This is a genomic window from Kribbella sp. NPDC051718 (assembly GCF_040681515.1).
Classification (GTDB): Bacteria; Actinomycetota; Actinomycetes; order Propionibacteriales; family Kribbellaceae; genus Kribbella.
Map to the genome: position 1 here is coordinate 52,986 of NZ_JBFAYZ010000018.1, position 16,851 is coordinate 69,836.

Here is a 16,851-nt window from a genome sequence, read left to right on the forward strand (position 1 = left end):
CAGTTACGGGTGCGGTGGTCACCGGCGATCCGCCGAGGTCCGTCACCCCGTGGGCAGGCAAAATGCGCGCATGACGGTCAGAGGAGTTCGCGTGAAGTCGTATTCCACCCGGGCGATCGCGTTGCTCGGCGCCGCCCTGCTGGCCGCATCGGCCGCAGCCTGCTCCGCGGGCTCTGGTACCTCTGGCTCTGGGGCGTCGCCTGGTGGGGATCAGTCGCTCACCGTCGGCCTGGTCGCGGAGCCGGCCAGCCTGGACTTCACCACGACCGACGGCGCCGCGATCCCGCAGGTGCTGCTCGGCAACGTCTACAACGGGCTCGTCAAACAGGACGAGACCGGCAAGATCGTGCCGGACCTGGCCAAGTCGTGGACCGTCTCGCCGGACCGCAAGACCTACACCTTCTCGTTGGTCGACAACGCCAAGTTCACCAACGGCGCCGCCTTCACCGCGGCCGACGCGGTGTTCAGCATCAACCGGGTCAAGACGGCGTGGACCACCTCACTGAAGTCGGCGATGGATGTCGTCGCTTCGGCCAAGGCCGTGTCGCCGACCGAGTTGCAGGTGACGCTGAGCGCGCCGAGCAACGGCTGGCTGTTCCGGATGACGACCCGGGTCGGCGCGATGTTCTCCCAGACCGGCATCGACAAGCTGGCCACCGACCCGGTCGGTACCGGACCGTACAAGTTCGGCAGCTGGAAGCGCGGCGACTCGATCGTGCTGCAGCGCAACGACGGCTACTGGGGCACCAAGCCGTTCTTCAACCAGGTCACGCTCAAGTACTTCAAGGACCCGACGGCGCTCAACAACGCGCTGCTCACGGGCACGATCAACGTCATCGGCACGGTGCAGGCGCCCGAGGCACTCACCCAGTTCACCAGCAACAGCAAGTACCAGGTGATCGAGGGAACGACGAACGGCGAGGTCGTGCTGTCGTTCAACAACTCCCGGCCGGTGTTCAAGGACCTCCGGGTCCGGCAGGCGATCCGGCAGGCGATCGACCACAAGGCCTTGCTGGACACGTGTTTCGCGGGCCGCGGCAAGCTGATCGGCAGCATGGTCCCGCCGACCGACCCGTGGTACGAGGATCTGACCGGCGTGGCGCCCTACGACAAGGCGAAGGCGACCGCTGAGCTGAAGGCGGCCGGCGCGGCCGGTGCGACGCTCCGGCTCCGGCTCCCGACGTTGCCTTATGCAACCTCTTGCGGCCAGGTGGTGAAGAGCCAGCTGGAGCAGGTCGGGCTGAAGGTGACGATCGACCAGCTCGAGTTCCCGGCCGCGTGGCTGACCACGGTGTTCAAGAACGCCGACTACGACATGTCGATCATCGCGCACGTCGAGCCGCGCGACCTGGGCGCCGTCTTCAACGCGAAGTACTACACCCGGTACGACGACCCGACGCTGGTTTCGCTGCTCGCCGCGGCGGACTCCGGTGACGAGGCGGTGCAGGTCGACAACATGAAGAAGGCCGCGCGACGGATCTCCGAGCAGGCCGCCGCCGACTGGCTGTTCCTGCTGCCGAACCTGGTCGTCGCCGACAAGTTCCTGACCGGCCTGCCCACCAACGCGATCACCGAGTCCTTCGACCTGTCGCGGCTCGCCCGTTCCTGATGATCCTTCGTTTAGTCGAGCGCGCCGCGGTGCTGGTCATCAGCCTCGCGGTGGCCTCGGTGCTCGTCTTTGGATTCATGGCGGTACTCCCGGGCGACCCGGCCCGGGTCGCTCTCGGCGTCAACGCGTCGGACGAGGCTGTCGCCGCATTGCGTCAGCAGTTCGGGCTGGATCGGCCGTTGACCACACAGTACTTCGATTGGCTCGGTGGACTGTTGCATGGCGACTTCGGGACGTCGTACGTGTCGAAGGTCGCCATCGGCCCGCAGGTCGCCGACCGCTTCCAGGTGACGCTGTGGCTGGTCGTGGTCGGCATGGTCGTCGCGCTGGTGCTGGCTGCTCCGGCGGGAACGGTGATGGCCGCGCGTCATCGCCGGCTCTCTGGGTTGGCGCTTTCTGCTCTCTCTCAACTGGGAGTTGCGATCCCGGCGTTTCTCGCGGGGATCTTGCTGATCATGGTGTTCGCGGTGAAGCTCGGCTGGCTGCCCGCGAACGGGTGGACGCCGCCGGCTTCCGATCCGGGGATGTTTCTGAAGCAGCTGATCCTGCCGGCGCTGTCGCTCGGGTTGGTACAAGGTGCGGTGCTGACACGCTATGTGCGGAGCGCTGTGCTCGATGTCTTGCGTGAGGACTATCTGCGGACCGCGCGGGCGAAGGGGTTGCGGCCGTTTCCAGCGTTGTGGCGGCATGGGTTGCGCAATGCGGCTGTACCTGTGGTCACCGTGCTCGGATTGCAGTTGGCGACGTTGCTGATCGGGGCGGTTGTGGTCGAGCGGGTCTTCGTGATCCCGGGGCTCGGCAGCCTGCTGCTCGACGGGGTGTCCAATCGCGATCTGCTGCTCGTCCAGGATGTGGTGATGGTGCTCGTCGTCGCCGTCCTGGTGGTCAACTTCCTCGTCGATCTCCTGTACGTCGCGCTGGATCCCCGGTTGCGGGTGGCCCGATGAGACGGCTGAATCCGAGTCTCGTCGTCGGCGCCGTGATCGTCGGGTTGATCGTGCTGACCGCTTTGGTGTCCTTCGTCTGGACTCCGTACGACGCGACGTTCGTCGACCCTTCTGTCCGCCTGGCTTCGCCGTCTTGGGCGCATTGGTTCGGGACGGACAAGTTCGGGCGGGATGTGCTGAGCCAGCTGATGGTCGGGTCGCGGACGACGCTCTTCGTCGGGTTGGTGGCGGTTGGGGTCGCGGCCGTCATCGGCGTACCGGTTGGGGTTTTTGCCGCTATGAGTCCTCGGTGGGTCTCGGAAGTGGTGATGCGGGGGAACGACTTGTTGCTGGCGTTTCCGGCGTTGCTGCTGGCGATCATGTTCGGGGCTGTGTTCGGGGCCAGTACGTTGACGGCGATGGTTGCCATCGGCATCGCTACGGTGCCTTCGTTCGCCCGCGTCATTCGGAGTGGGGCGTTGCAGGTGATGCGGACGGAGTACGTGCTCGCGGCTCGGGCTGCTGGGCGGCGGCCGTTTCCCGTTGCTCTCCGACATGTGTTGCCCAACGTGACGAGTCTGATCACGGTGCAGGCTTCGGTGTCGTTTGCGATCGCGGTACTGGCCGAGGCGGCGCTGTCGTTCCTTGGGTATGGGACGCCGCCGCCGACTCCCTCGTGGGGGCGGATGTTGCAGGAGAGCCAGGAGTTCTTGTTCAGCGCGCCGCGGCTGGCGGTGTTCCCGGGGGTGGCGATCGCTCTGGCCGTGCTGGGGTTCAACCTGCTCGGGGATGGTTTGCGGGACCGGTTCGATCCGAAGCTGGAGGACCGGCGATGACCGAGGTGCTTCGCGATGAGGCTCAGGCTGATGTGCTTTCGGTGCAGGGACTGACCGTGACGGTGCGGGACAAGACGCTCGTTGCCGATGTGAATCTGACCGTCGGGCCGGGGGAGCGGGTCGGGCTGATCGGCGAGTCGGGGTCGGGCAAGTCGCTGACGGCCTTGAGCATCATCGGGTTGCTACCGGAGGACGTGCACGCTGCTGGATCGGTACGGCTGGCAGGCGTCTCACACGAACTGCTGGGCGCCGACGAGCGGCAGATGTCTCGCGTGCGAGGCAGTTCGCTGGCAATGGTCTTCCAGGAACCGATGACCGCACTCAACCCGACCATGCGAGTGGGCGACCAGGTCGCCGAGGCCATGCTCATCCACCACACCGTCTCCGGACGTCGCGCCGGCCGCCTCGCCGCCGCCGAACTCCTGGACCGAGTCGGCCTACCTGATACCGGGAAGTCCTACCCCCACCAGTTGTCGGGTGGTCAACGGCAACGAGTGGTCGTAGCCCTTGCCCTGGCCAACGACCCCGCCCTGCTGATCTGCGACGAGCCCACCACAGCCCTGGACGTCACCGTCCAAGCGATGATCCTCGACCTCATCATGAAGGGCGTCGCCGCCCGCTCTTCCGCGCTCCTGTTCATCACCCACGACCTGGCGGTGGTAGCGACCGTCTGCCAACGAGTCCTCGTCATGTACGGCGGACGAGTAGTCGAGTCCGGCCCGGTCGCCGAAATCTTTACCAACCCGCGCCACCGCTACACCCAAGGCTTGCTGGCAGCCTCCGACCTGGAATCCGCCGAAGCCCGCCTGCCGACCATCCCCGGCAACGTCCCGGCGGCCGGCCAGTTCCCGTCCGGCTGCGTCTTCCGCACTCGCTGCTCCTTCGCCACCGATATCTGCGCCGAGGCCCCACTCTGGGAAGGCACTTCCTCCCGCGGCTACGCCTGCCACCACCCCGCCATGGCACCGGAGCCCACCAATGTCTGACCCGCGACAGGACTCTCCACGCTCGACAACTGAGGCTGCGATTCGTGTCGTTGACGTCCACCGCGACTACCCCAGCGCCCGCACTTCGTTGCTCAAGGCAACGCCGCCGGTCCACGCCCTCCGCGGCGTCAGTCTCGAAGTACAGGCTGGCGAACGGTTCGGAATCGTCGGCGAATCAGGCTGCGGCAAATCCACCCTGCTCCGCATCATCGCCGCCCTCGACCGCGCCACCTCCGGTCAGGTAGTTGTCGAGGGCACCGACATCACCAGACTCCCGGAACGCCGACTCAAGTTCCTCCGGTCGAGTCTGCAGCTGGTCTTCCAGGACCCGATGAGCTCGCTCGACCAGCGGATGCGCGTCCGCGACATCATCGCCGAACCTCTCGTAGTACAAGGCCATCCGGCCTCGGGCGCCCGGGTCCGTGAACTCCTGGAAGCGGTCGGGTTGTCCGCGGACGCGGGGGACCGCTACCCGCACCAATTCTCCGGCGGCCAACGCCAACGCATCTCGATCGCCCGCGCCCTGGCCCCGAGCCCACGCATCCTCATCGCCGACGAGCCGGTGAGCGCTCTCGACGTCTCCGTCCGTGCCCAGGTCCTCAACCTCATCTCGGACCTGGTCGACGAACTCAACCTCACCCTCGTCTTCGTCTCGCACGACCTCTCGGTCATCAAGCACGTCTGCGACCGGGTAGCCGTCATGCACAACGGTTCGGTTGTCGAAACCGGCCCTACTGGCCAGGTCTACGCAACCCCCACCCACCCGTACACCCGCCGCCTCGTCTCCGCCATCCCCACCCTCCCGCGAGCCCTGGCCGGCGCGACCACCAGCGATCTACTGAAGGGAGCCGCCGAATGAACTTCCCCGAAGGTCTGCCCATCGGCTCCGGCTGGATCCCCGCGCCGTCCACCGCCCCCGTCCATTTCCCGTACGACGGAACGCTGGTGGCTCAAGCACCCATCGGCACCGTGGACCTGGCTCGACTCGCTCTCGAGAACGCGCTCTCTGTCCGGGCTGAAGTCGGCCGCCTTCCCTCCCACGTCAGGCGGCGCGCCCTCCAGGGAGCGCTCTCCGCCCTTGCCTCTCAGCGCGACGCCTTCGTAGACCTCCTCGTACTGGAGACAGGCAAGCCGCTCGTCGACTGCCGCGTCGAGGTGGAGCGCACCCTCCTCACCCTCGAGACGTCAGCCGAAGAGGTAGCCCGCCTCCACGGCGAAACCGTCCCCCTCGACCTCCTCCCGAGTGGCGACGGCCTGCAAGGCTTCTGGGTTCGCAAACCGATCGGCGTAGTCGTCGGCATCACCGGCTTCAACTACCCGCTCCTCCTCGCCTCCCACAAACTCGCCCCCGCCCTGGCCGCCGGCTGCCCGGTCATCATCAAGCCCGCGCCCCAAACCCCACTCGCAACCCTCTGGCTGGTCCACCTGGTCCGAGAAGCCCTCGTCGCAGCCGGCGCCCCGGCCGCCGCAGTCCAACTGGTCACCGGCGGCCCGGACGTAGGCGCCACCCTCACCACCGACCGCCGAATCGGCGCTGTCTCCTTCACCGGCTCAGCCGCTGTCGGCCACCAGATAGCCCGAGATGCCGCCCCCACCAAGGTTCTCCTCGAACTGGGCTCCAACTCAGCGCTCGTTGTAGCCGCCGACGCCGACCTCCCCGCAGCCGCCGACGCCGTGATCCGAGGCGGCTACTACGCCTCCGGCCAGGCCTGCATCAGCGTCCAACGAGTAATCGTCCTCGAATCCGTCCGAGCCGCCTTCCTCGCCGAACTCAGCTCCCGCCTCGACCAGGTCGTCGTCGGCGACCCCCGCGACGCCGCGACCCGCGTCTCAGCCCTCATCGACACCCGCTCCACCACCCGAGTCCGCACCTGGATAGCCAACGCCATCACCGCCGGCGCCACCCTCGCCCACCCCCACCCCGAAACGCCCATCCTCACCGCGCCGCCCACCCCCACCGCGCCGCCCACCCCGACTCTGCCCACCCCGGCGGCGTCAGCCGCGGCTACCTACCCGAGCACATCGGAGACGACCTCAGCGTCAGGCGTTCAGCTCATCGGACCCACTGTCCTGCTTGACCCACCGAGTGGCCCCGCCTGGGACGAGGAGATCTTCGGCCCGGTGATCGCCATCCGTTCCGTGCCTGACATCGCAACCGCGTTCGAGACCGTGAACGCGTCGCGCTACGGACTGCATGCGAGCGTCTTCACCAGCTCGTTGGAGACCGCCTTCGCCGCGATCGACCAGCTCGACGTCGGGGGAGTGGTGGTCAACGAAGTACCCGGCTTCCGCTCCGACGTGATGCCGTACGGCGGCGTCAAGGATTCGGGTACCGGCCGCGAAGGCCCCCGCTTCGCCATCGAGGAACTGACCACAACCAGGATGGCGATCATCCGCCCGAAACCGTTGCCCCCGAAACCCTGAGGAGGTTGCCCGATGACCGACTACGCGAACTTGTTCCGGCTGGACGGTAAGCACGCGGTCGTCGTCGGCGCAGGCAGCGGAATCGGCCGCGAATCCGCCCTCGCCCTCGCCGCCCAAGGCGCCCGAGTGACCGCCGGCGACCGCGACCTGAGAGCCGCCACGGAGACGACGGCTCTCGGCAACGGCGCCGGCGCCGGCAACGGGCAGGATGGCGCGAGCAGGCTTACGGCGTACCGGCTGGATGTTCTGGACGAGCAAGCAGTTGTGAAAGCTGCGGAGGAGCTCGGCGACGTCGACGTCTTGGTCTTCACCGCCGCGACGAACGTCCGCAAGCGCATCCTCGACTACACCGGCGAGGAGTTCGACCGCGTCGTCGCGCTCAACCTGCGCGCGTCGTTCGACCTCATCCGCGCCTTCGGCGGTCCGATGGCGGCGCGCGGCCGAGGCAGCATCATGGGCTTCAGCTCGATCCGCGCGACCACGGTCGAACCCGGCCAATCGGTGTACGCGGCAACCAAAGCCGGCCTCGTCCAACTGCTCCGAACCGCCGCCGCCGAGCTCGGCCCCAACGGCGTACGCGTCAACGCCATCGCCCCCGGCGTCGTCGAAACGCCCCTCACCGCCCAAATCAAGGCCGACCCGGCCTGGTACGACGCCTACGCGCAGAAGTCAGCCCTAGGCCGCTGGGCCACCCCCGACGAACTGGCCGGCGCCGTTGTCTACCTGGCCTCCGACGCCTCCTCCTTCGTCACCGGCAGCGTCCTGCACGTAGACGGCGGCTGGACCGCTGTGGACGGCCGCTTCAACCCACCTAACTAACGACTCGCCTGGAGCCACGATGACTGAGCGTCTCGCCGATCTGACTGCCGTCGAGCTCGTTGCCCGTTACCAGGAGGGCTCTCTGTCACCCGTCGAGGTGCTGGAGGACGTGCTCGCCCGAGTCGACTCCCTGGAACCGACGCTCTGCGCCCTCTACGCCCCAGACCCGACGGCCGCCCGCGCGGCCGCCCGCGATTCGGAGTACAGGTGGCGTACCGGCGAACCAGCCGGCCCACTGGACGGCGTACCGGTGACCGTCAAGGAAAACATCGCCACCCGCGGCACCCCGGTCCCCCAAGGAACAGCCGCCGCAGACCTGACCCCGGCAACTGAAGATGCCCCAGCCGCTGCCCGCCTGCGCGCGTCCGGTGCCGTCATCTTCAGTAAGACCACCATGCCGGAGTACGGCATGCTCTCCTCCGGCGTCTCAACCTTCCACCACCTGTCCCGCAACCCCTGGGATCCCACCCGTACGCCGGGAGGCTCCAGTGCCGGAGCAGGCGCAGCCGCGGCCGCCGGGTACGGTCCGATCCACCTAGGTACCGACATCGGGGGCTCCATCCGCCTCCCTGCCGGCTGGTGTGGAGTAGTAGGCCTCAAGCCCACCCACGGCCGAGTAGCGGTCGGCAACCCCTACCCAGGCAGGGCAATCGGTCCACTAACCCGTACCGCCGCCGATGCCGCCCTAGCGCTGACCGTCATCTCCGGCGCCGACCGCCGCGACCACACGTCCCTCCCGCGCTGGCCCGACAGCTACAGCCCAACACTGGACCCACAGGGCCTCCGCATCGGACTACTACTCGACGCCGGCCTCGGGCTGCCGATGGACCCCGAGGTGACCGCAGCCGTCTCCGCTGCTGCAACCCTGCTGGAGAAGGCAGGCGCCATCGTCGAACCGATCCCGCCGATCATCACCCGCGAGATGCTCGACGGCCTCGACCACTTCTGGCGCGTGCGTTCGGCGTACGACATCAACGCACTCCCGCTCGACCGCCGCGAGAAGGTGCTGCCCGAGATCCGCCGCTGGGTCTCGACCGCTGGTGAGCTGACCGCGTTCGACGTCTTCCACGGCTACTCGCAGATGCACGCCATGGCCGCCGCCGTCGACGCGGCCTTCGCCTCGTATGACTTCATCCTCTCGCCGGTCGCCCCGATCACGGCCTTCGCGGCCGAGCTCGCCTACCCGACGGACGATCCCCTGAAGCCCTTCGAACACATCGCGTTCACCGTCCCCTACAACATGTCCACCCACCCCGCCGCCACCGTCAACTGCGGCTTTTCGAGTACCGGCCTCCCGATCGGCCTCCAAATCGCCGCCCCCCGCTTCAACGACTTGGCCGCCCTGCGCCTGGCCGAGTACGTCGACGCACAGACGCCGCACCGCCCCTGGCCCTCGATCTAGTTGCAAACTTCTTCAATTCACTACATAGTGAAGTCGTGGAGACCCCGATGGAGGACGTCAGCCAGTTCGCCGCAGGTCTGAGCGAGCGGATCCTGGCCGCTCAGCGGGCGTTCGACGAGGCGGAGCGCGAGCAGGACTACTACGCGATGGACGTCCGCAGCGGGGAGTTGAAGAGTCTGCGCCGGCTCGCCGGCGAGCACGGCGTGAACGTGCCCGCCGCCGAGCCAGGCGACGAGGCGTGACCGGGCTGGCGGTTCCGCTCTACCAGGCGAAGGCGGAGTTCTTCCGGATGCTCGGCCACCCGGTCCGGATCCGGGTGCTCGAACTGTTGCAGGACGGCCCGCGGCCGGTCCGCGACCTACTGGCCGACATCGCGATCGAGCCGTCCAGCCTGTCGCAGCAGCTCGCGGTACTGCGTAGGTACGGGATCGTCAGCTCGCACCGGGAGGGATCGACCGTCATGTACCAGATCGCCAGCAGCGACGTCGCCGAGCTGCTCCGGGTCGCGCGCCGCATCCTCACCGACCTCATCGCCGGGCAGAACGAGCTGCTCGCCGAGTTGCGCGAAGCCGAATCCAGCGTCGGATGAGCGCGGTTGGAGAGCGCGTTCTCGCGCTGCTTCCGACCCGATCGGACCTGCGATCCACCCTGCGTCAGCCTCGCCGCGACCTGATGGCCGGCCTCACCGTCGCCATCGTGGCGCTGCCACTCGCGCTCGGCTTCGGGATCTCGTCCGGACTCGGGGCCGCCGCGGGACTGACCACCGCCGTGATCGCGGGTGCGATCGCCGCGGTCTTCGGCGGCTCGGGACTTCAGGTCTCAGGGCCGACCGGCGCGATGACGGTGGTACTGGTGCCGATCATGCACACGTACGGCGCCTCCTGGCGATCGCCAGAGCCGGTCGCTACATGGCATTCGTGCCCGCATCCGTGGTGGAGGGATTCACGCTCGGGATCGCGTGCGTGATCGGACTGCAGCAGCTGCCGTCCGCGCTCGGAGTGCCGACGCCCGACGGGGATCACGTCGTAGTTGTCGCGGGTCGGGCTTTCGCCGCCTTCGTGGCGCACCCGCACTGGACTGCCGCGGCGATGACCGTTGCCGTCGCGGCGATCATCCTCGTCGGCGGCCGGTTGCGTCCCGCGGTGCCGTTCTCCTTGGTTGCGGTGGTCCTGACGACGGTGCTGGCTGAGGCGGCCGGGCTGAAGGTAGTACGGATCGGCGCTTTGCCGTCGGGCCTGTCCGCGCCATCGCTGGGGTTTCTGGATTTCTCGGTGCTCTGGTCGCTGGCCGGTCCCGCGCTGGCCGTGGCCGCGCTCGCCGCACTGGAGTCGCTGTTGTCCGCTGCGGTCGCCGATGGCATGGGCGTCAACCACAAGCACGATCCTGATCGTGAGCTGTTCGGCCAGGGCTTGGCCAACTTGGTGGTGCCGATGTTCGGGGGAGTGCCCGCTGCTGGTGCGATCGCGCGGACGGCGGTCAACGTCCGGTCCGGCGCCGGGTCGCGGTTGGCGGCGCTGGTGCATGCCGGCGTGCTGGCCGTGATCGTGTACACCGCGGCTCCACTGGTCGGACGGATTCCTGTTGCCGCGCTGGCCGGAGTACTGCTGGCTACAGCTGTCCGGATGGTCGAGGTGGGGTCGGTCCGGGCAATGGCTCGCGCGACCCGATCAGATGCCCTGGTACTGGCGCTGACCGCTGTGGCGACGTTGGCACTGGACCTGGTGAAGGCGGTCATCCTGGGCCTTGTCGTCGCCGGTGCGCTGGCGCTGCGTGCGGTCGCTCGCAGCGCGACTCTTCGCCAGATGCCGCTGCATCCGGACCTGCCGGGGGATCACAACATGGAGGAGCGAGCGCTGCTCGACGAACACATCGTGGCCTACCGCATCGACGGGCCGTTGCTGTTCGCCGCGCACCGCTTCCTGCTCGAACTGTCCGAGGTGGCCCACGTGTCGGTGGTCATCCTGCGGATGTCCGCGGTGAGCGCCGTCGACGCCACCGGCGCTCTGGTGCTCAAGGACGCGATCGAGAAGCTCGAGCACCGGGGGATGGTGGTGTTGATCTCCGGCATCCAGCCGGATCACCATCAACCGCTGGATGCTCTGGACGCCATCGCTCACCTGCGCAGCGCGGGCCGGGTCTTTGGGACCACCCGGGAGGCGATCACCGCCGCTCGCGGTCATCTGCACCGGGAGGGCATCCTCGTTTCCGGTCAGTACTCGCCGTAGACCTGGACCTTGGTGCCGATCGGGGTCTCTTCGAAGATGTGGTGGATCTGTGGTCGCATCACCCGGACGCAGCGGTGGCTCGCTGGGTAGGTCTTGATCAACGTGTTGACCCGGCTCCCGTGCAGCGCGATTCCCGGGCGGTCCTTGAGGAAGTACAGGGAGTCGTACATGAAGGCGTCGTCGTACAGGCTGCTCTCGTGCGCACCGGCCCACTTGCGCCAGACCTTGCCGGTCCGGTTCGGCGTCTCGTAGCCGGGGCCGCCGGTGGAGACCCAGACGATCCGGCGGATCTCCTTGCCGACGATCTGGTACAGCACCAGGCACGTCTTGTTGACGTAGATCCCGGGCTCCTTGGTCGCCGCCGGCCGTTTGGTTGCCGTCAGCACCGATCGCACGTCGGCGCCGGTCAGTCCGCCGCGGCTGACGGGCATGCCGTTGGTCTCGCGCCAGGCGCACAACGCCTGCTTGGCCCGCTTGGTGATGTCGCCGTCGACGTCGCCGACGGGGTATCCGAGCGCGTCGAGCTTGGCCTCCACCTGCTTCGCGTACGCCGAAACGGGGCGCGGCTTCGGCTTCACCGTCGGCTTGGCCGTGGGTTTGACGGTCGGCGGGGTGCTCGGCGTGTTCGGAGTACCGGGCGTGCTCGGAGTACTAGGTGTGCTCGATGCGCTGGGCGTACTCGAAGTACCTGGTGTGGTTGACGTGCTGGGCGTACTCGAAGTACCTGGTGTGGTTGACGGGGACGTCGCGGTAGCGCTCGGCGTACCGGAGGAACCTGAATCAGCCGCCACATCCGCGCATCCCGTCGCCGTGACGGCAAGCAGGACGACACCAGCAACGAGACCACGCCGTCGAGACACGATTCCCCTTTCCGTCGGCTTTCCCAGAGTCGCAGAGGGGCAGCGCCATCGGCCGAAGACCCGCCGTACGCCACCGCCCGCCGAGGCTAGTACCGGCAGGGGCCCCGCACCCGCAGTCCTGACCATCTGTCACCGAACCGTTGCCGTCGGCTTCACTCCACGACGTCGCTCCGCAGCCTGCTGTAGAGCCACCCGTCGCGATATGCGCCCGCTCTGAACTCGCAAGCGCGCACAACACCCTCGAGCTGGAACCCGGCCTTCTCCAACGACCGTTGCTCAGCCTTGTTCTCGGGATGCGTCGCCGCCTGGATCCGCTGCACAGGCGTGTGCTGAAAGAGATACTCCGCCAGCAACTTCTGCGCCCGCCACCCGATCCCGCGCCCCCGGTACTCCGGCAGCAGGGCGATCCCGATCTCCCAGTACTTCGTCCGCCCGTCGAACGTTCCTTCGGTCCAACTCACCAATCCGGCCGCGTCATCCCCGCTCTGCACGATCAGCCGGCCGTTGTCACTCCCAAGAAACCCGTCCTCGGCGTACCGGCCCCTGCGGATCCCGGAACCCATTCCAGTCCAGCCCGGCGATACGACCGCAGAGGACCTAACGGGCTGCGTCCCCCGACCTGCCTCAGAGCCCGAGATCGCGCAAAAACTCCGGCTTATACGCCTGCATCACCACATACCGAGGATCAGGCGTCTCAACACCCTCATAACTCGGCTCCGGCGCGTCCGCGTCATCCACCGGCGTACTCGGATCGACCCACTCCTGCTTCGCATGACTCCAGCGAGTAAGCGTGAAATCCGCACTCAACCGATCATCAGCAACAAGCTCCCGCACAGTCTTCTCAGCCTCACGAGCATCCGCCTCGGTGTTCGCATAAATCAGCAACCGAGACCCATCCCGGGTAACCGTCACCTGCCCACCGAGCCGCTTCTCCGCCGCATGATCAAGATCAACCGCCCGCAACCGCTCCAAGAACGACAACCCATGCTCAGCGTCATCCAGTTCAACCTCAACGCGGTACTCATCAGCCATAACCCCCACCCTACCGACCCCAACCCCGACCCACCTGCACCAACCGTGCAACACCCTGGTTGCCTCTCGACCATTCGTCAGCCGACTGTCCCGCCGAGCGATGGCTCGGGTGCGTCAGGCGAAGGGGACCCCATGCCAGCGCGATTATGTCCCTCACCGCGGGGACTCCAGTGGCGAACAAACTCGCCATCGGCTCCTGCGCCAGCGTGTGGCCGGATGGCGACGGACCGGACAAGGCGTGGGTGATACCAAGACCGCAACCGGTTGGGGGCGGAGCCGAGATGGCTCCAACGCTTGGCCCAAGACCTCACTCAAAGCCAGCCGTCGCATGCGGCCCGCCGCAACAGTTCTTGTACTTTCTCCCCGACCCACACCAACAGCGTTGGTTACGCGCCGGCGGCCATTCGACTGTAGTGCCTCCGTCGTATTCGTCGACGATGGTCTGAAGATCGTCAAGCGTCCTGGCGTCGTCGGCGAGTTCTCGGAGCCGCGTCCAGTCGGCGAGGCTCATCCCGTTCACCAGGACCCGGCCACCCCCTCGGGCTCGAAGTACGGCTTCGATTTCGAGGTAGTAGGCGTTGGGTTCCTCCGGGAGGGCTCCTATGGGTCGAGTCCAGGCCAGTGCCTCCCGAGCTCCACGATCCCAGAAACGAGGCTGCCGGTCGGCGACCTGGCTCTCTCCTACCAGAGCAAGCAATCGCCAGAGCTTGGCCTGATATTCGGCGTCGTCGCTTTCGACGAGCAGATCAGAATCAGACAGCGGGATGTCGAGCTTCCACTTCAGCCTGCGGCGAGCTATAGCCAAGTTGAGGTACCCGGATGCGTGTGCTGGATTCCGAAAATCCTCGGCTGTCATGGATTCCATCGCGAGCAGGTACATGGCGAGTGCTGCTGATGGTTTGTGATCCTCGAGTATCTCGATTGCGTGCATCCACGACTCGCTCAGGAACTGTTCAGTGGACAGCACGGCCTGCAGCTCACTGAAGGCGTCGGTATCCCGGCGTGCAGTGAAGAGGTGGTCGGCGTAGTCGAGGTGAGCCTGAACGGCATCCTCGCCGCCTTCCGTGATCAGTCGCTCCCATATCTCGACTGCGAGCTCGGGCTCCCCGAAGTCGGCATGGATCCGGGCCATCTCCAACGACTCCTCGGCGGGATCGGCGGAGACAGCAGTGGCACAGATGGCGCGGATCTTCTCCGCGATCGATTCGTCCATGCCAAGGAAGGTATGGAGATTCCGTCGCAGCGGCCGACCGTCCTTCGGATCTGTGGACAACCGGCCGGTTACATGGTCGTCTCCCCAGTCCGGCGACATCTACCGCCGAATAATCGGCAGATTTCCATCACCTATACTTCTGAGTCATGGAGCTGAGGCATCTCGAGCACTTCGTCGCCGTCGCCGAGCAGAAGCACTTCACCCGCGCCGCGGAGGCGATGTCGATCTCGCAGTCCGGCCTGTCCGCCTCGATCCGCGCTCTAGAACGCGAGCTCCACGCCTCCCTCTTCGTCCGCAACACCCGCAGCGTCGAACTAACCGAGGCCGGCCGAGCCCTCCTCTGCGAAGGCCGCCGTACCCTAGCCGCCGCCGAAGCAGCCAAGGACGCGGTAGCCGCAGTACAGGGCCTACTCCGCGGCCACCTAACCGTCGGCCTAGAACAATGCCTAGGCGTAGTAGACGTCCCCGCCCTCCTAGCGAAGTTCCGCTCGGCCTACCCAGCCGTAGAAATCGAAGTCCGCCAAGGCGGCTCCACCCCCATGCTCGAAGAACTAGCCTCAGGCCGCCTAGACGTAGCCTTCGTAGCCACCGCCGGCCACCCCATCGACGGCCTGGACCTACGCCCCCTCTCCACCGAAGACATGGTCATGGTCTGCTCAGCAGAACACCGCCTAGCCTCCGCCCCCACCGTCTCTCTCCAAGACCTAGCAGGCGAGTCTTTCGTAGACTTCGACCCCAGCTGGGGCGCCCGAGCCATCGCCGACCACGCCTTCTCAGCCGCAAACGTCAGCCACCCCGTCACCATCGAGGTAAACGACGTCCACACCCTCCTAGCCCTGGTCAGCCACAACCTAGGCGTAGCCCTAGTCCCAGAACGCATAGCCGCCAAACGAGGCGACCACATCACTGTCCCCCTAACCCCCAACTCGGCCGACTCCTGGCAAGTCTCAGTAGCCATCCCCACCGGCACCGCAGCATCCCTAGCCGCTGATGCCCTGATAGGCATGCTCCCCACCACCGCCGGCTCCAAGGGCCAAGCCCATCCGGAGCCCAGGCGCGGTACCGCAGTACGCGCCCGATAGCCTCGCTCGGGTGGCACGCAAACGTGACCTTCCCGGTCCGCTCGGCGAACTCTCGGACTCGATCCGCTTCGTAGCGCAGAAGGCGCTGTTCCAGCAGTTGATGGACGACGCACACCTCGACGAGCCGGTTGAGATCGACGCCGATACCGCTGCCCGGATGGTCTCGCCGTACACCTGGCTGCTGGATTGCGTCGGGGCCGACGGCATCAAGTTGACCGGAGCCGGATACCTGCCGCCTATCCACGTAGAGGCTGCGATGGCCGATCTCGCCCTTGGCGACGAATGGATCGGCAAGGGTAACCGTGAGGTTCAGACCATGCCTGTACTGCACCTGCGCGAATCTGCACAGGCGCTGGGCCTGCTGCGGAAGTACCGAGGAGCACTCCTGCTCACGAAATGCGGGCGGGCCGTCCGCAACGATCCGCTAGCCCTGTGGTGGCATCTCGCCGAACAGTTGCCGCAGTCCTCCAGGGACAGCTGCGAGACTCAAGCCAGGCTCATCCTCCTGGCAGTTCTCTCCGCACAGTCCACCGAGGATCCGAACAGCACGATCGCGGAGATCCTCACCGCCATCGGCTGGCGGACAAGTGACGGATCACCGATGACGTCATGGACAGCCGGCCAGGCGGTCTGGGACACGAACATGGTGTTGTCCCGCCTCGGCGCCTTTGTCAGTGACCGAGGCATCAGCCGCTGGACAGAGAAGCCCACACCCCAAGGTCTGACTTTCGCCAGAGCTGCCCTGACCACCTGGCCCTCGTAGCTCGGCAGCCTAGATGTGGCGGCCGAGTTGATCGAGGTCAGCGCAGTATTGCTCGCGATCGAAGGGCCTCTGCTCGGTCAAGCTGGCGTGCAATTGCGTCAAGGACACGTCCCCGAGGGCGTGCAGGATGTCGTGCCTGTCATAGCCAAGGTCACGAAGTCTGCGCGCGGCGTGCCATGCCTCGGGCGGGTCGTTGTCCCACAGTTGGTTCGCCACCATCTCGTGCATGATGAGGTGCAGACGCGGGTTCACGCCATCGAGCTCACCCTCGAAATCGGGATCAGCGAGTACGTCGTGGTACTCGGGATGCTCGCCTTTGATCAAGATGCCGCGCTCATCCGGATCGCCCGGATCCAGCGCCGGGAAGTCGTCGTCACCGACGCGAGTCCCGACGTACGGCATCGTAAACATCCGCCGCTCAACCTCGTCCTGCAACTCGTCATCCTGCAGCTTGTCGGCTTGGTCCGGTACCGCACGGAGCCGTCCCCGAGACTGCTTCCTGCTCGGCTTCTTGCGACCGCGGCTCTTCGGCATAGCCCAACTCTCGCAAGTCGACACCGCCGACGTCTACCTAGTCACCCCGGCGTTTCGCGAACCGTCGTGGGGGGGGGGGGGGGGGGGCCCCCCCCCCCCCCCCATAACGACCCCCCGACAGGACCGGGGCGGCGGGTGTG

The 16,851-nt window shown here is 66.8% G+C and carries 19 protein-coding genes; 14 read left to right on the forward strand and 5 right to left on the reverse strand.

Annotation, left to right across the window (positions count from 1 at the left end):
* The first annotated feature begins 91 nt into the window (after window positions 1–91).
* Genes AB0M15_RS40295 through AB0M15_RS40350 form a run of 12 tightly spaced genes read left to right on the forward strand, consistent with a single transcriptional unit; the run spans window position 92 to window position 11,227 of the window.
* Window positions 92–1,609: an ABC transporter substrate-binding protein gene (locus AB0M15_RS40295; RefSeq protein ID WP_363832054.1), complete on the forward strand. Its 1,518-nt coding sequence runs from the start codon at window positions 92–94 to the stop codon at window positions 1,607–1,609.
* On the forward strand, window positions 1,609–2,556 hold the full coding sequence (locus AB0M15_RS40300; protein ID WP_343966497.1) for an ABC transporter permease: 948 nt from the start codon (window positions 1,609–1,611) through the stop codon (window positions 2,554–2,556). Before AB0M15_RS40295 ends, AB0M15_RS40300 begins: the two co-directional genes overlap by 1 nt.
* The gene (locus AB0M15_RS40305) at window positions 2,553–3,371 is read left to right on the forward strand and encodes an ABC transporter permease (RefSeq protein ID WP_363832059.1); all 819 of its coding nucleotides are present in this window, start codon (window positions 2,553–2,555) and stop codon (window positions 3,369–3,371) included. The genes AB0M15_RS40300 and AB0M15_RS40305 overlap by 4 nt, the downstream gene beginning before the upstream one ends.
* Window positions 3,368–4,357, forward strand: coding sequence for an ABC transporter ATP-binding protein (locus tag AB0M15_RS40310; protein WP_363832063.1), 990 nt, complete (start codon window positions 3,368–3,370; stop codon window positions 4,355–4,357). Before AB0M15_RS40305 ends, AB0M15_RS40310 begins: the two co-directional genes overlap by 4 nt.
* On the forward strand, window positions 4,350–5,216 hold the full coding sequence (locus AB0M15_RS40315) for an ATP-binding cassette domain-containing protein (RefSeq protein ID WP_363832068.1): 867 nt from the start codon (window positions 4,350–4,352) through the stop codon (window positions 5,214–5,216). The genes AB0M15_RS40310 and AB0M15_RS40315 overlap by 8 nt, the downstream gene beginning before the upstream one ends.
* Window positions 5,213–6,781 (forward strand): aldehyde dehydrogenase family protein, encoded by a 1,569-nt coding sequence (locus AB0M15_RS40320; RefSeq protein ID WP_363832072.1) that lies wholly within the window; start codon window positions 5,213–5,215, stop codon window positions 6,779–6,781. The genes AB0M15_RS40315 and AB0M15_RS40320 overlap by 4 nt, the downstream gene beginning before the upstream one ends.
* 12 nt (window positions 6,782–6,793) lie before the next feature.
* The gene (locus tag AB0M15_RS40325) at window positions 6,794–7,600 is read left to right on the forward strand and encodes an SDR family oxidoreductase (RefSeq protein WP_363832075.1); all 807 of its coding nucleotides are present in this window, start codon (window positions 6,794–6,796) and stop codon (window positions 7,598–7,600) included.
* Window positions 7,601–7,619: 19 nt separating this feature from the next.
* On the forward strand, window positions 7,620–9,002 hold the full coding sequence (locus AB0M15_RS40330) for an amidase (RefSeq protein WP_363832078.1): 1,383 nt from the start codon (window positions 7,620–7,622) through the stop codon (window positions 9,000–9,002).
* 35 nt (window positions 9,003–9,037) lie between these two features.
* Window positions 9,038–9,244, forward strand: a complete 207-nt coding sequence (locus AB0M15_RS40335; protein ID WP_363832081.1) for a hypothetical protein — start codon at window positions 9,038–9,040, stop codon at window positions 9,242–9,244.
* Window positions 9,241–9,591 (forward strand): metalloregulator ArsR/SmtB family transcription factor, encoded by a 351-nt coding sequence (locus tag AB0M15_RS40340; RefSeq protein WP_363832085.1) that lies wholly within the window; start codon window positions 9,241–9,243, stop codon window positions 9,589–9,591. Before AB0M15_RS40335 ends, AB0M15_RS40340 begins: the two co-directional genes overlap by 4 nt.
* Window positions 9,588–9,968, forward strand: a complete 381-nt coding sequence (locus AB0M15_RS40345) for a SulP family inorganic anion transporter (RefSeq protein ID WP_363832089.1) — start codon at window positions 9,588–9,590, stop codon at window positions 9,966–9,968. Before AB0M15_RS40340 ends, AB0M15_RS40345 begins: the two co-directional genes overlap by 4 nt.
* Window positions 9,920–11,227, forward strand: a complete 1,308-nt coding sequence (locus tag AB0M15_RS40350) for a SulP family inorganic anion transporter (RefSeq protein ID WP_363832092.1) — start codon at window positions 9,920–9,922, stop codon at window positions 11,225–11,227. Before AB0M15_RS40345 ends, AB0M15_RS40350 begins: the two co-directional genes overlap by 49 nt.
* On the opposite strand, the gene AB0M15_RS40355 is transcribed toward AB0M15_RS40350, so the two are convergent.
* The 4 genes from AB0M15_RS40355 to AB0M15_RS40370 form a co-directional block, all read right to left on the reverse strand.
* Window positions 11,212–12,087 carry a L,D-transpeptidase gene (locus tag AB0M15_RS40355; RefSeq protein ID WP_363832097.1) on the reverse strand — a complete coding sequence of 292 codons (876 nt, stop codon included), beginning with the start codon at window positions 12,085–12,087 and terminating at the stop codon, window positions 11,212–11,214. The two genes, AB0M15_RS40350 and AB0M15_RS40355, sit on opposite strands and share 16 nt — an antisense overlap.
* A gap of 152 nt (window positions 12,088–12,239) precedes the next feature.
* On the reverse strand, window positions 12,240–12,650 hold the full coding sequence (locus AB0M15_RS40360; protein ID WP_363832100.1) for a GNAT family protein: 411 nt from the start codon (window positions 12,648–12,650) through the stop codon (window positions 12,240–12,242).
* A 61-nt stretch (window positions 12,651–12,711) separates the two neighbouring features.
* The gene (locus AB0M15_RS40365; protein WP_363832104.1) at window positions 12,712–13,119 is read right to left on the reverse strand and encodes a hypothetical protein; all 408 of its coding nucleotides are present in this window, start codon (window positions 13,117–13,119) and stop codon (window positions 12,712–12,714) included.
* Window positions 13,120–13,426: 307 nt separating this feature from the next.
* Window positions 13,427–14,332, reverse strand: a complete 906-nt coding sequence (locus AB0M15_RS40370) for an SEC-C domain-containing protein (RefSeq protein WP_363832107.1) — start codon at window positions 14,330–14,332, stop codon at window positions 13,427–13,429.
* A gap of 146 nt (window positions 14,333–14,478) precedes the next feature.
* Here AB0M15_RS40370 and AB0M15_RS40375 point away from each other — a divergent pair, with 146 nt between their 5' ends.
* Together AB0M15_RS40375 and AB0M15_RS40380 are read left to right on the forward strand one after the other, a co-directional pair.
* Entirely contained in the window at window positions 14,479–15,414 is a 936-nt protein-coding gene (locus AB0M15_RS40375) for a LysR family transcriptional regulator (protein ID WP_363832110.1), read from the forward strand.
* A 10-nt stretch (window positions 15,415–15,424) separates the two neighbouring features.
* Window positions 15,425–16,177, forward strand: a complete 753-nt coding sequence (locus AB0M15_RS40380) for a hypothetical protein (protein ID WP_363832113.1) — start codon at window positions 15,425–15,427, stop codon at window positions 16,175–16,177.
* A gap of 9 nt (window positions 16,178–16,186) precedes the next feature.
* Here the strand turns inward: AB0M15_RS40380 and AB0M15_RS40385 are convergent, their stop codons facing one another.
* Complete coding sequence (locus tag AB0M15_RS40385; protein ID WP_363832116.1) at window positions 16,187–16,711, reverse strand: DUF1841 family protein; 525 nt, start codon at window positions 16,709–16,711, stop codon at window positions 16,187–16,189.
* Window positions 16,712–16,851: the final 140 nt, after the last annotated feature.

What these genes read in the sequence shown, in the direction of transcription:
- AB0M15_RS40300 (WP_343966497.1), top strand. Translation starts at nt 1,609, where the DNA reads ATGATCCTTCGTTTAGTCGAGCGCGCCGCGGTGCTGGTCATCAGCCTC.
- AB0M15_RS40305 (WP_363832059.1), top strand. Translation starts at nt 2,553, where the DNA reads ATGAGACGGCTGAATCCGAGTCTCGTCGTCGGCGCCGTGATCGTCGGG.
- AB0M15_RS40310 (WP_363832063.1), top strand. Translation starts at nt 3,368, where the DNA reads ATGACCGAGGTGCTTCGCGATGAGGCTCAGGCTGATGTGCTTTCGGTG.
- AB0M15_RS40315 (WP_363832068.1), top strand. Translation starts at nt 4,350, where the DNA reads ATGTCTGACCCGCGACAGGACTCTCCACGCTCGACAACTGAGGCTGCG.
- AB0M15_RS40320 (WP_363832072.1), top strand. Translation starts at nt 5,213, where the DNA reads ATGAACTTCCCCGAAGGTCTGCCCATCGGCTCCGGCTGGATCCCCGCG.
- AB0M15_RS40325 (WP_363832075.1), top strand. Translation starts at nt 6,794, where the DNA reads ATGACCGACTACGCGAACTTGTTCCGGCTGGACGGTAAGCACGCGGTC.
- AB0M15_RS40330 (WP_363832078.1), top strand. Translation starts at nt 7,620, where the DNA reads ATGACTGAGCGTCTCGCCGATCTGACTGCCGTCGAGCTCGTTGCCCGT.
- AB0M15_RS40345 (WP_363832089.1), top strand. Translation starts at nt 9,588, where the DNA reads ATGAGCGCGGTTGGAGAGCGCGTTCTCGCGCTGCTTCCGACCCGATCG.
- AB0M15_RS40360 (WP_363832100.1), bottom strand. Translation starts at nt 12,650, where the DNA reads ATGGGTTCCGGGATCCGCAGGGGCCGGTACGCCGAGGACGGGTTTCTT.
- AB0M15_RS40365 (WP_363832104.1), bottom strand. Translation starts at nt 13,119, where the DNA reads ATGGCTGATGAGTACCGCGTTGAGGTTGAACTGGATGACGCTGAGCAT.
- AB0M15_RS40370 (WP_363832107.1), bottom strand. Translation starts at nt 14,332, where the DNA reads ATGGACGAATCGATCGCGGAGAAGATCCGCGCCATCTGTGCCACTGCT.
- AB0M15_RS40375 (WP_363832110.1), top strand. Translation starts at nt 14,479, where the DNA reads ATGGAGCTGAGGCATCTCGAGCACTTCGTCGCCGTCGCCGAGCAGAAG.
- AB0M15_RS40385 (WP_363832116.1), bottom strand. Translation starts at nt 16,711, where the DNA reads ATGCCGAAGAGCCGCGGTCGCAAGAAGCCGAGCAGGAAGCAGTCTCGG.